This window comes from Streptomyces sp. NPDC055239 (assembly GCF_053606205.1).
Genome location: NZ_JBSGRD010000015.1, coordinates 236,308 through 247,689, shown reverse-complemented (window position 1 = coordinate 247,689; position 11,382 = coordinate 236,308). Strand labels below are relative to the sequence as shown.

Annotated in this window: 12 protein-coding genes and 1 pseudogene; 2 read left to right on the top strand and 11 right to left on the bottom strand. The window is 70.1% G+C overall.

Annotated elements, in window-relative coordinates; genetic code table 11:
* The 3 genes and pseudogenes from ACWFRJ_RS37395 to ACWFRJ_RS37385 all read right to left on the bottom strand — a co-directional run.
* Positions 1-81: pseudogene (locus ACWFRJ_RS37395) on the bottom strand (electron transfer flavoprotein subunit beta); the annotation flags it as partial.
* Between the two features lie 230 nt (positions 82-311).
* The gene (locus ACWFRJ_RS37390; RefSeq protein ID WP_453541555.1) at positions 312-821 is read right to left on the bottom strand and encodes a flavin reductase family protein; all 510 of its coding nucleotides are present in this window, start codon (positions 819-821) and stop codon (positions 312-314) included.
* A 240-nt stretch (positions 822-1,061) separates the two neighbouring features.
* Positions 1,062-1,469 (bottom strand): thioredoxin family protein, encoded by a 408-nt coding sequence (locus tag ACWFRJ_RS37385; RefSeq protein ID WP_453541597.1) that lies wholly within the window; start codon positions 1,467-1,469, stop codon positions 1,062-1,064.
* A 156-nt stretch (positions 1,470-1,625) separates the two neighbouring features.
* On the opposite strand from ACWFRJ_RS37385, the gene ACWFRJ_RS37380 reads away from it, so the two are divergent.
* On the top strand, positions 1,626-2,354 hold the full coding sequence (locus ACWFRJ_RS37380; protein ID WP_453541552.1) for a lysophospholipid acyltransferase family protein: 729 nt from the start codon (positions 1,626-1,628) through the stop codon (positions 2,352-2,354).
* A gap of 31 nt (positions 2,355-2,385) precedes the next feature.
* On the opposite strand, the gene ACWFRJ_RS37375 is transcribed toward ACWFRJ_RS37380, so the two are convergent.
* The 8 genes from ACWFRJ_RS37375 to ACWFRJ_RS37340 form a co-directional block, all read right to left on the bottom strand.
* The gene (locus ACWFRJ_RS37375) at positions 2,386-3,096 is read right to left on the bottom strand and encodes a B3/B4 domain-containing protein (RefSeq protein ID WP_453541549.1); all 711 of its coding nucleotides are present in this window, start codon (positions 3,094-3,096) and stop codon (positions 2,386-2,388) included.
* A gap of 14 nt (positions 3,097-3,110) precedes the next feature.
* The gene (locus tag ACWFRJ_RS37370; RefSeq protein WP_453541546.1) at positions 3,111-3,704 is read right to left on the bottom strand and encodes a transglutaminase-like domain-containing protein; all 594 of its coding nucleotides are present in this window, start codon (positions 3,702-3,704) and stop codon (positions 3,111-3,113) included.
* A gap of 93 nt (positions 3,705-3,797) precedes the next feature.
* Positions 3,798-4,868, bottom strand: coding sequence for a threonine aldolase family protein (locus tag ACWFRJ_RS37365; RefSeq protein ID WP_453541543.1), 1,071 nt, complete (start codon positions 4,866-4,868; stop codon positions 3,798-3,800).
* Between the two features lie 29 nt (positions 4,869-4,897).
* A complete protein-coding gene (locus ACWFRJ_RS37360; RefSeq protein ID WP_453541540.1) occupies positions 4,898-5,647 on the bottom strand; it encodes an SDR family NAD(P)-dependent oxidoreductase in 750 nt (249 codons plus the stop codon).
* Between the two features lie 26 nt (positions 5,648-5,673).
* Entirely contained in the window at positions 5,674-7,089 is a 1,416-nt protein-coding gene (locus ACWFRJ_RS37355) for a DUF6421 family protein (RefSeq protein ID WP_453541537.1), read from the bottom strand.
* Positions 7,090-7,169: 80 nt separating this feature from the next.
* Positions 7,170-8,219: an alpha/beta hydrolase fold domain-containing protein gene (locus ACWFRJ_RS37350; RefSeq protein ID WP_453541534.1), complete on the bottom strand. Its 1,050-nt coding sequence runs from the start codon at positions 8,217-8,219 to the stop codon at positions 7,170-7,172.
* On the bottom strand, positions 8,216-9,346 hold the full coding sequence (locus ACWFRJ_RS37345; protein ID WP_453541531.1) for an LLM class flavin-dependent oxidoreductase: 1,131 nt from the start codon (positions 9,344-9,346) through the stop codon (positions 8,216-8,218). Before ACWFRJ_RS37345 ends, ACWFRJ_RS37350 begins: the two co-directional genes overlap by 4 nt.
* Positions 9,347-9,460: 114 nt before the next feature.
* Complete coding sequence (locus ACWFRJ_RS37340; RefSeq protein ID WP_453541528.1) at positions 9,461-10,033, bottom strand: CGNR zinc finger domain-containing protein; 573 nt, start codon at positions 10,031-10,033, stop codon at positions 9,461-9,463.
* 61 nt (positions 10,034-10,094) lie between these two features.
* Between ACWFRJ_RS37340 and ACWFRJ_RS37335 the strand changes: the two genes are divergently transcribed.
* A complete protein-coding gene (locus ACWFRJ_RS37335) occupies positions 10,095-11,339 on the top strand; it encodes an MFS transporter (protein WP_453541526.1) in 1,245 nt (414 codons plus the stop codon).
* Positions 11,340-11,382 lie beyond the last annotated feature (43 nt).

Below are 11,382 nucleotides of genomic sequence, written 5' to 3'. Positions count from 1 at the left end.
GACGGTCAGGTCATCGGCGAAGTGCCGGTCGCCGGTGGCGTCGGGCACGTACTTCACGGTGACAACGATCCTCAAGCTCACGCCGACTCTCCTACTGCATCGTCTTTACTGGGCTGCTGCCTTGCTCTGGCCACTGCCTTCTTGCAGGCAGCATAGGCGCCTGAAGGGGCGGATCCCGGTCGGGGCGGCCCGCGCTCCGACCAGAATATTACTCGCCAGTACACCCAGTACATTCCCACTAAGCAAGCGCTTTGAACTGTGACCTTCCCAACGCTCTGTAATCGGGCGCCGGGAGGGTCATCCGGGAACTTTCAGTCGCGCAGCGCGTTGAAGCGCCCCTGGTGGTAGAGCAGGGGCCGACCCGCGCCTGCGGGGTCACCGAGGACGGCCTCCGCGAGGACGATGCGGTGGTCACCGGCGGGCACCCGCGCCGCGACCTTGCAGACGAGCCAGGCCAGCGTGCCGTCGAGCACGGGCACGCCCTCGGGCCCCTCGAACCACCGCGTGCCCGCGCCGAAGCGGTCGGCGCCGCTGCGCGCGAAGGTCGTGGCGAGGTCGAGCTGGTGCTCGCCGAGTATGTGGACGCCGACGTGTTCGGCCTCCGAGACCGCGGGCCAGCTGGACGCCCCCGTACCGATGCCGAACGAGAGCATCGGAGGCTCGGCGGAGACCGAGACGAGCGAGGTGGCGGTGAAGCCGACGGGTCCGGCGGGACCCTGGGCGGTGATCACCGCGACCCCCGCCGCGTGCTGCCGGAAAACGGAGCGCAGGAGGTCGGGGGAGGCGAGTCGGGGTGTGCGGAGATCGGGCGTGGCCGTCATGGAATTGTCCTTCTGCAGGAGGTACGAGCGGTTCCGTGGCTGCTCAGCAGCCCGGACAGCGCGCACTTGCATGACGGCCGAGGTCCACGTGGACGCGCTCGACGAGAAGGAGCTCCGGAGGCATGGGAGCAGGCTCGCGATAGGTGGCGGGTGCAGTCAAGTCCGTTCCGCGATGTGGAAGACGGCTCCGCAAGCTCTGGACCTGTGTCATCGCGTTTCTCCTCCCCCTCACGCCACGCCTCACACGGCCTCGCCGAGGGCGGCGATCACATCGGCCCTGCGCGGCTGCCCGGTCGCGCGCCGCACGACCTGTCCGTCCGCGTCGAGCACCAGCACGGTAGGCGTCTTGAGGATGCGCAGTTCCCGTACGAGTTCGAGTTCGGCCTCGGCGTCGATCTCGACATGAGAGACGCCGGGAACCATTTCGGCCACGTCCGCGAGGACGCGGCGGGTGGCCCGGCAGGGCTGGCAGAAGGCGCTGGAGAACTGCACGAGCGTCGCCCGGTCCCCCAGTGCGTACCCCGCCCACACGCCAGGACCCGGCGCGTCGAACCGGTCCCCCGCATCACGTTTGTGCACGTCAGCCTCCCGCCCCTCACGCCATGATCCAACCGTCCCCGTCTTCAGCGTTCCCGCGCCCGTGAACATTCCCAACGTGACGAGAATCTCGCGCCCACGGGGCACGATGGGTGGTCAGCCGTCCGTTCTTGGGGCACGATCTGCGCAACGCCGAAAAACCTACGGCTGCGTAACCTCCCGCCGGGAGCCCCCTCCCAAGGCAGACACGAAGGGCCCTCCCCACCCATGGCAGAGCTTGTCTACCGTCCGGTCATCGGTGCCGCGAAAACGCTGTTCAAGGCATGGGACCTGAAGATCGACTGCAAGGGGTCGGAGAACATCCCGCTCACCGGCGGTGCGGTGTTGGTCAGCAACCACATCAGTTATCTCGACTTCATCTTCGACGGCCTCGCGGCGCTGCCGCAGAAGCGGCTCGTGCGCTTCATGGCCAAGGAGTCGGTCTTCCGGCACAGGATCGGCGGCCCGCTGATGCGCGGGATGAAGCACATCCCCGTCGACCGCAAGCAGGGCGAGACGGCCTATCAGCACGCGCTCGAATCGCTGCGCTCCGGAGAGATCATCGGAGTCTTCCCCGAGGCGACGATCTCCCCGTCGTTCACCCTGAAGAGCTTCAAGTCGGGCGCCGCGCGCATGGCCCAGGAGGCCGGGGTCCCGCTGATCCCGATGGCGCTGTGGGGCACGCAGCGCCTGTGGACCAAGGGGCAGCCGCGCAACTTCAAGCGCAGCCACATCCCGATCACGATCCGGGTCGGCGAGCCCATCGAGGCTCCGAAGGACCAGTTCGCGGGCGCGATCACCCGGCGCCTTCGCGAGCGCTGCCAGGAGCTCCTCGAGGCCGCTCAGCGCGCCTATCCCGTACGCCCCAAGGGCCCGGACGACACGTGGTGGATGCCGGCGCACCTCGGCGGTACCGCGCCGACTCCGGCCGAGGTGAAGGCCGCCGAGGCGAGCTGAATCGATTACTCCGGGCGCTCGCTCCGGGCACCTACTCCGGGCGCTCGGACGACGCCCGCTCCGGCGCGTGGACCGTGAGTCGCGCGCCGGGGCTGAACTTTTCGAGCAGCTCGGCCAGTTCCGCGCCCGCGGCCTCGGCGCCGGAGTCAGGACCCATCCCCTCCAGCAGGAAGATGGCGTTGACCGTCTCCTCCGTGAGGCGGGTGCGCGGCCCCTGACGCCAGTTCCAGCGGCGGCACGTGACGCCTTCGTCGTCGCACCAGACGACCTCCCCCGCGTCCGGGCGCTCGACGACCTGCTCGCCCCCGGCCAGGGTGGTGAAGGCCTCGCTGCCGGTGGCCCGCACCAGGCGCATGCCGCCCTTGATGTGGTCCAGGTCCTCGCCGCCGACCGGGATCAGGTGGGCGACGCTGATCGCGTTGTAGATGTCGACGAGGGTGTTGATCCTGGGCAGTCCGCCATCGGCCAGGGCCCGCTTGGCGAGCGCCTCGGCGGAGTTGCGCGTGCGGGACGGCTTGGCGCCGAAGGCGGTGTACGCCGCGCGCCAGGCCACCATGTGCGGGTCCTCGTGCGGGGCGCGGCCCTGGAGCCGCCCGGCGAGGCGGCGCGCGGCCTCGTCGAGGAGGACCGAGGTCTCGTCGGTGCTGGGTCCGTTGACGAGTCCGTAGGCCTCGATGGCGACGTGGGTGAAGCCGGGCGCGAGGGCGCGCACGTCGTCGGTCACGGTGATCTGGAAGGTCATCGTCTGCCTCGCGTTCAGAGTGCGTCGGGAAGGTGCTCCCACAGGTACGGCCGGTCCGGGGCGTCTTTCAGGGCGCGCAGAACCGTCGGGTGCGGTGCAGCATAGAGTACTGGATAGTCCACCTCACTGGACTCACTCTCCGTCACGTAGGCGAGCCGCTCACCATCGAGGGAGAACCGGGCGTCGACCCCGGGCTTGTTGCCCCGGCAGTCCTGCCGGTGCCAGGCACCCCGGAAGCGGACGGCGACCAGACCGTGCAGGACATGCCCCGTACCCGCGTCGTGCGTCAGCCGCTGATAGCAGAACGCGGCGGGAATGTCCTCGGCCCGCAGCAGCGCGGCCAGCGCGTGGGACTTGGCGTGACAGATGCCCGTGCCCTGCTCCAGGACGTCGGAGGCGCGCCAGGTCACGCGCATGTCGCCGCTGTCGGCGGAGTGCGGGATGGCGTCGCGCACGAACTCGTAGGCCGCGTGAGCGTATGCGTATGAATCCGCGGACTCGGCGGCGAGGCGCGCCGCCGCCTCGCGGACGAGCGGGTGATGGTGGTCGACGACCTCGTCGGCGGCCACATAGGCGGAGAGGTCGGGGGTTTCCTGGATCAGCTGCATGCGACGGGAGCATAGAAATGCGATCGACCGCACGTCAATGCTTTTACGGTCGACCGCATATCTATGCAGCGATCAGAAGGTGTCAGGTGACGACTAGCGCGCCATCTCTTCCTTGAGCGCCGCCACGAATCCGTCCACGTCCTCCTCACGCGTGTCGAACGCGCACATCCAGCGGACGTCGCCCGCCGCCTCGTCCCAGAAGTAGAAGCGGTACAGCTTCTGCAGCCGCTCGCTCACGTCGTGCGGCAGCCGTGCGAAGACCGCGTTGGCCTGCACCGGGTAGAGGATCTCCACGCCGTGGACCGCGCGCACACCCTCCGCGAGGCGCTGCGCCATCTCGTTCGCGTGCCGGGCGTTGCGCAGCCAGAGGTCCTTGGCGAGCAGGGCCTCCAACTGCACCGAGACGAAGCGCATCTTGGAGGCGAGCTGCATGGACAGCTTGCGCAGGTGCTTCATGTGCTTGACGGCGTCCTGGTTGAGGACGACGACGGCCTCTCCGAAGAGCGCGCCGTTCTTCGTGCCGCCCAGGGACAGGATGTCCACGCCGACCGCGTTCGTGAAGGTCCGCATGGGGACGTCGAGCGACGCGGCGGCGTTCGATATCCGCGAGCCGTCGAGGTGCACCTTCATGCCCAGCCCGTGCGCGTGGTCGCAGATGGCGCGGATCTCGTCGGGCGTGTAGAGCGTGCCCAGTTCGGTGTTCTGCGCGATCGAGACGACCTGCGGCATCGCCCGGTGCTCGTCGTCCCAGCCGAACGCCTGCTTGTCGATCAGCTCGGGCGTGAGCTTGCCGTCGGGCGTGGGCACCGTGAGCAGCTTGAGGCCGCCCATGCGCTCGGGGGCGCCGCCCTCGTCGACGTGGATGTGCGCGGACTCGGCGCAGATCACCGCGCCCCAGCGGTCGGTGACCGCCTGGAGCGCGACGACGTTCGCTCCCGTGCCGTTGAAGACCGGGAACGCCTCGGCCGTGGGGCCGAAGTGACCGCGGATGATCTGCTGGAGGTTGGCCGTGTAGTCGTCCTCGCCGTACGCGATCTGGTGACCGCCGTTGGCGAGGGCGATGGCGGCGAGCACCTCCGGGTGGGCGCCCGCGTAGTTGTCGCTGGCGAAGCCCCGTACATCCGGGTCGTGGTGACGGCGCGCGTCGGTCTTCGGAGGGTTCACGGGTTCTCTGTCACGGGTGTCGCGAGCGGTCACGGCTTCTCGGTCAGCCACAGGCGGGTTCCGTTCACTTCTCCGGCGGGCCGCTCCCAGACTCCGGCGATGGCCTCGGCCAGCTCCGTGACGTCCGTGAAGCCCGCGAACTTCGCGTTGGGCCGCTCCGCGCGCATCGCGTCGTGCACCAGCGCCTTGACCACCAGGATCGCAGCCGCCGACGTCAGGCCCTGCTCGCCCTCCGCCTTCCCCGCCTTGCGGAAGGCGTCGCCGAGGGCGAGTGTCCAGGCCTCGGCTGCGGCCTTCGAGGCGGAGTACGCCGCGTTGCCCGCCGTCGGCTTGGAGGCGCCGGCCGCGCTGATCAGGAGGTAACGGCCGCGGTCGCTGCGCTGCAGGCCCTCCTGGAAGGCGAGCGATGTGTGCTGCACCGTACGGATCAGGAGCTTTTCGAGGAGGTCCCAGTCGGTGAGGTCGGTCTCGGCGAAGGTGGCGCTGCCGCGCCAGCCGCCGACGAGGTGGACCAGGCCGTCGATCCGCCCGAACTCCTTCTCCGTGCGGGTGGCCCACTCCCGGGCCGCGCCCAGGTCGAGGAGGTCGACCGTGTCCCCTATGACGGTGGCCCCGCCGTGCGCGTACCGGGCGGCGTCCACGGCCTCCGCGAGGCGCGCCGCGTCGGCGTCGGACGCCACGACCGTGGCTCCGGCCTCGGCGAGCCTCAGCAGCGTGGCACGGCCCGCGGGACCGCCTGCCCCCGCGACCGCGACCACAGCTCCATCAAGTGCGGACATCGTCCTCGCCTCCTCGGTGTGGGCGCTCACGCGGCAACCTGCTCGGCGCTCGTCGCGGTGATCCCCTTGGTGGAGGCGATCACGTGCTTGAGCTTCTTGGCAAGCGCCTCATAGAACATGCTGAGCGGAAACTCGTCAGGGAGCACGTCGTCGACGAGTTTACGGGGCGGAAGCTGCACGTCCAGGGCGTCCGGGCCCTTGGCCCAGCGCGATCCGGGGTGCGGGGCGAGGTACTGGGACACCAGGTCGTACGCGGCGAACCAGTGGACGAGCTTGGGGCGGTCGATGCCCGCGCGGTAGAGCTCCTCGATCTCGGAGCACAGCTGGTTGGTGACCTGCGGCGCGCGCTCCCAGTCGATCTTGAGCTTGTTGTCGGTCCAGCGGACGACGTCGTGCTTGTGGAGGTACGCGAAGAGCAGCTGGCCGCCGAGTCCGTCGTAGTTCTTGACGCGGTCGCCCGTGACCGGGAAGCGGAACATCCGGTCGAAGAGGACGGCGTACTGCACGTCGCGCGCCTGCGGGACGCCCTCGGCCTCCAGCTTCACGGCCTCCTTGAAGGCGGTGAGGTCGCAGCGCAGCTCCTCGAGGCCGTACATCCAGAACGGCTGGCGCTGCTTGATCATGAAGGGGTCGAACGGCAGGTCGCCGTGGCTGTGGGTGCGGTCATGCACCATGTCCCACAGGACGAACGCCTGCTGGCAGCGGTCCTGGTCGCCGATCATCTCGCGGATGTCGTCGGGCAGTTCGAGCCCGAGGATGTCGACGGAGGCCTCGGTGACGCGGCGGAAGCGGGCGGCCTCGCGGTCGCAGAAGATCCCGCCCCAGCTGAAGCGCTCGGGGGCTTCGCGCACGGCGATGGTCTCGGGGAAGAGCACGGCCGAGTTCGTGTCGTACCCGGCGGTGAAGTCCTCGAAGGTGATGCCGCAGAACAGCGGGTTGTCGTAGCGCGTGCGCTCCAGGTCGGCCAGCCACTGGGGCCAGACCATGCGCAGCACGACCGCTTCGAGATTGCGGTCCGGATTGCCGTTCTGCGTGTACATCGGGAAGACCACGAGGTGCTGCAGGCCGTCCTCGCGGTCGGCCGCGGGCTGGAAGGCGAGCAGCGAGTCGAGGAAGTCCGGCACCTTGAACCCGTCGTCCGCCCAGCGCCGCAGGTCCGCTCCGAGCGCCTGGTGGTACGCGGCGTCGTGCGGCAGGAGCGGGGCGAGCTGCTCGATCGCGGACAGCGCGCGATCGACGGCGAGTTCGGCCACGGACTTCGCCGGAGCGCCTTCCGCGTCGAAGTCGATCGAACCGTCCGCGGACTGCCACGGGCGGATCTCTTCCACGGCGTCCTTGAGCATCGGCCAAGCCGGGTGCTCCACGACCCTTCCCATGGGGACACCCCCACTCGCGGGAGGAACCGCACCTTCCGTAACCCTCTGCACAAGAATATCCGTCACTTGTCAACCTCCACGGGAGAACCTCGCGTAAGGACACCGTATGCGTGCGAGGTTCCCGCCACAAGGGGAGGCTCGGGAGATTATCCTGTGACACCCCCAACATCACCGCTGATTTTCCTGCCGCGTACCGCTGATGCGACTACTTCTGCCACATCTGCCACCGCGGCCCGCGCATCGCTCAGGTGCTGCGGGAAACCCAGGAAGCCGTGGAACATCTCCGGATAGTGCCCCCGCGTCACCAGAACCCCCGCCAGACGCAGCTTGACCGCGTACTCCGCGCCCTCGTCGCAGAGCGGATCGCAGCCCGCGGTGACGATGTGCGCGGGCGGCAGCGCGGCGAGGTCCGCGCGCAGAGGTGAGGCGTAGGGGTGCGTGCCGTCGCCGTCCGGGCCCAGATACTGCTCCCAGAACCAGCGCATGTGCGCGGCGGTGAGGAAGTAGCCGGTCGCGTTCGACGTATACGGGTTGCTGCCCCGCCCCGCGTCGAGCACGGGATAGATCAGCACCTGGAGCGCCACGGCGGGCCCTCCGCGATCCCGCGCCATCAGGGCGGCGACGGCGGCGAGTCCGCCCCCGCTGCTGTCCCCCGCCGTCACCACGGCGCCCGGATCGCCGCCGAGGGCCCCTGCCCGCGTCTGGGCAGCGGCCCAGCACAGCGCCGCGTACGCGTCCTCGGTGGCCGCGGGGAAGCGGTGCTCGGGGGCGAGACGGTAGGCGACGGAGACCACGACGGCGCCCGACCCGGCGCAGAGGGTGCGGGCGGTGGCGTCGTGGGTGTCGAGGTCGCAGAGGGTGTAGCCGCCGCCGTGGAAGAAGACGACGGTGGGGCGGGGGTGGCTCGCGCGTTCGGGAGGTTCGGGACTGCAAGCGCGTACAGGCTCGGGGCTGTAGATGCGTACGGACAGATCAGGCGCACCGGCCGGGCCGGGGACGACCCGCTCCTCGACCGCCCCCACCGGCGGCGCGGTCTTGCCCGAGGCGGGGGCCGCGGCCAGGATGCGGCGGGCCTCGGCCGCGTCGGTGACGGTGCCGCCGAGGTCGGGAAAGGCGGCGCTCAGCGCGTCGACCAGGGGCCGCGCGCCCGGGGCGAGGCGGTCGCCGCCCGTGTCGGCCGCCGTCGCCGTCGTCACCCCGTCTCCTGGGCGCGGAAATACGGGATGACCTTCTCGCCCCACTGCCGCAGGGTCTCCATGCACGCCTCCTGCGGGACGGTGCCCATCTGGATGAGGCACATGATCTCGTCGGCCCCGGCGTCGCGGAGCCGTTCCACGTACGCGATGGCGTCGTCGGCGGTCCCATAGGCGTGATCGGCGTTGAAGGTGGCCGTGGACGTGGGCCGGACGGGTATGTCGTGCTCGTGCAGCCGCGCGACGACCTGCTCGGCGGCCTCGCGCATCGCGGCCGCCTCGTCGGCCCCTTCGACCACGGCCTCGTCGGGGATGCCCGCGCCGCCGTACCAGTGCCCGATGGACTGTGCGAAGAACCGCTGCCCGCGAATGCCCGTGCGCCGGGCGGCTTCCCGGTCGTCGAGCACGATGGTCGGACAGAGCACGGAGAAGTGGTCGTTGACGACGCTGGACACGAAGCGCGCGTCGCTGCGCCCCGCGATCGCCGCGTCGTACGCCGCACGCATCTCGGCGATCGAATCGGGCCCCGCGAAGCCCATCACCAGTGCGCCGATGCCGAGTTCGGCGGCCTGCGTCAGGGTCTCGGTCCTGCTGCAGGCGAGGAAGAGCGGCGGGTGCGGGGTCTGGTGCGGCCGGGGCAGGATCGGATGAGGGTCGATGTCGAGCAGCGCGCCGTGATGCTCCAACTCCTCGCTCTCCCAGGCCTTCCCGATGATCTGGAGCGCTTCCTCGACCTCCTGGGTCGTACGTTCCTTGTCGACGCCGCAGAGCGACGTCTCCTGGAGCGTCCCGCCACGCCCTGCCCCGAGGTCGAGCCGCCCTCCGGACAGCAGATCGAGCATGGCGGCGCGCTCGGCGACGCGCGCCGGGTGATTGAAGCGGAACGGCATGCAGACCACGCCGTGCCCGATGCGAATGGTGCTCGTGCGCGCGGCGACCCAGGTCAGGAAGATCTCCGGGGCGCTCATGTGGGCGTACCACTTGAGGGAGTGGTGCTCGACCGCCCAGACGCGGTCGAACCCCATCTCCTCGGCCAGGACGGCCTGTTCGACGCTGTCGCGGATGAGTTGGTGCTCACGCTCGACGGTGGGGTCGGCGAGCTGTGCTTCGAAGATGACGGAGAACTTCACGTGGCCTCCAGGGGGTTGCGCCCCGGGCACACGGATTCCTCGTGCGCCCATATTTCGATTAGCCATATGACTAGTCGTCAGGTCGCAAGGAAACAAGACCCGCGTCGGGTTCTTCTACGAGGCCGGGCGGCTACGGCGGTGGCTCGCCACGCGCTCTCGTGTCGCGCAGCGGCCCGAGCAGTAGCGGCGGGGCTGTCCGCCACCTGCGACGAAGACATTGGCGCAGTGTCGCGCGGCACACACTCCGCCGGGGGGCCGCTGCCGGTCCCAGACGAGGACGGTCATCGCCATGCAGGAGGAGGCAAGGAACCACTCCGCCCACGGCGCGTCGTCGTCGCTGTCGAGATGGATGTGCCACGGGGTCCGGCCCTCGTGCGAGGTGAGACGGGCCGGTCCTGATCCCCCGGCCAGGAGCCCGTTCAGCCGGGTCGCTGCCGTGTCGACATCAGGGGAAGCGAATACGTCGCGGAGGGAGTCCGCCACTGGCCGCATCTGCCGTACGTCCTCGCGGGACACATCCAGCGGGTCGACCTCGCCGTACTCGCGCAGCACGGCTGCTACGTCAGCAGGCGTGGGCGTTTCGACGGCCGTCAGGACGTTGACGAGTGCGGCGGCGCGCTGAGCGGTCCGCAGGACGGAGTGGCGGGTGCACCAGTCGTCGTCCCCGGGCTCACGGTTGGAGGGCACAGGGAGAGCGTAACGCTTATATCGAGTTTTGCCGTTACTGCGTAACGTAACAACTATGCTGATGCGTTACAGATTGCCGCTCTACGTCGCCGGGGCCGCCACCGCCCGTGCCGGTGACGAAATGTCAGGCCCCGCCCTGCTTCTGGTGGGCGTCGCGGCCACCGATTCCGCCTCGGCAGGGTCCGCGCTCCTGTCGGGGATCACGATCTCGGCCGCGGTCGGCGGGCCCGTGTTCGGAGCCATGCTCGACAGGGCCGCGGCCCCGGGGCGATTACTGGCCGGCGCCCTTGCCGCCTACTCCGCAGCGCTCGTAGTGATCTTGTTGATTCTGGGGCGACTTCCCCTCCCCGTCGTCATCGCGACCGCCGTGCTCGGCGGGCTCCTCGGCCCCGCTCTGGCCGGCGGGTGGACCTCACAGCTTCCCCGGGTCGTCGAGCCGGACGGACTGGCGCGGGCCACCGCGCTCGATGCGATGACGTACAACTTCGCGAGCCTGGCGGGACCGGCACTCGCCGGAGTGGTCGCCGTGCTCGCCAGTGCCGAGACCGGCGTCGTCGCGGCCGTGGCGCTGATCGCACTTGCTCTGCCGGTCGCGTGGACGCTGCCCGCGGACCCCGCGGACCCCGCGGATCCCACGGCCTCCTCGCGGCGCCGCCGGACATCGGTCGTCGGTGACTTGGTCTCCGGCTTCCGCGCCATCCTTCGCGCCAGGTCCCTGGCCCGCGCCACGGTCACCTCCGTGATCTCGTACATCGGCGTCGGCATGCTGGTCACGTGCAGCCCCCTTCTCGGTGAGGAGGCGTTGGGCACGACGAACGCCGGGACCTTCTTCCTCGCTGCTCTCGCGGTCGCGTCCCTCGCGGCGAACGTACTGGTGGCCAGGCGGCCCGGCATGCTGCTCCCGGACACGACGGTGCTCGGCAGCACGCTGGTGCTCGCCGCCGCGTTCCTCCTCGCCGCCACGGTCTCGCCCGTCCCGCTCTTCGTCGCCATGGCGCTCGCGGGGGCCGCCGCCGGACCGCAGTTGACCGCACTGTTCGCCGTGCGTCATCGCGAGGCGCCGGAGCGGCTGCGCGGCCAGATCTTCACCACGGGAGCGAGTCTGAAGATCACCGGCTATGCGATCGGAGCGGGCATCGGCGGTCCGATCGCCACGTGGTCGCTCTCCGGCGCCCTGGTGGTGGCCGCCGGATTCGAGGTGCTCGCCGCCGCGAGTTACGTGGCTGTCACGGCAGTTGGGCGCAGAGGGGAAGCGCGGACGCCGGATGGGGCGGGCGCGCGGGAGCAGTTGGGGCCCGCACCTTGAGGTGCGGGCCCCAACTGCACAGCAGTGCCACCGTCATACGGTC

What these genes read in the sequence shown, in the direction of transcription:
- ACWFRJ_RS37380 (WP_453541552.1), top strand. Translation starts at nt 1,626, where the DNA reads ATGGCAGAGCTTGTCTACCGTCCGGTCATCGGTGCCGCGAAAACGCTG.
- ACWFRJ_RS37375 (WP_453541549.1), bottom strand. Translation starts at nt 3,096, where the DNA reads ATGACCTTCCAGATCACCGTGACCGACGACGTGCGCGCCCTCGCGCCC.
- ACWFRJ_RS37370 (WP_453541546.1), bottom strand. Translation starts at nt 3,704, where the DNA reads ATGCAGCTGATCCAGGAAACCCCCGACCTCTCCGCCTATGTGGCCGCC.
- ACWFRJ_RS37360 (WP_453541540.1), bottom strand. Translation starts at nt 5,647, where the DNA reads ATGTCCGCACTTGATGGAGCTGTGGTCGCGGTCGCGGGGGCAGGCGGT.
- ACWFRJ_RS37385 (WP_453541597.1), bottom strand. Translation starts at nt 1,469, where the DNA reads ATGTTCACGGGCGCGGGAACGCTGAAGACGGGGACGGTTGGATCATGG.
- ACWFRJ_RS37335 (WP_453541526.1), top strand. Translation starts at nt 10,095, where the DNA reads ATGCGTTACAGATTGCCGCTCTACGTCGCCGGGGCCGCCACCGCCCGT.
- ACWFRJ_RS37390 (WP_453541555.1), bottom strand. Translation starts at nt 821, where the DNA reads ATGACGGCCACGCCCGATCTCCGCACACCCCGACTCGCCTCCCCCGAC.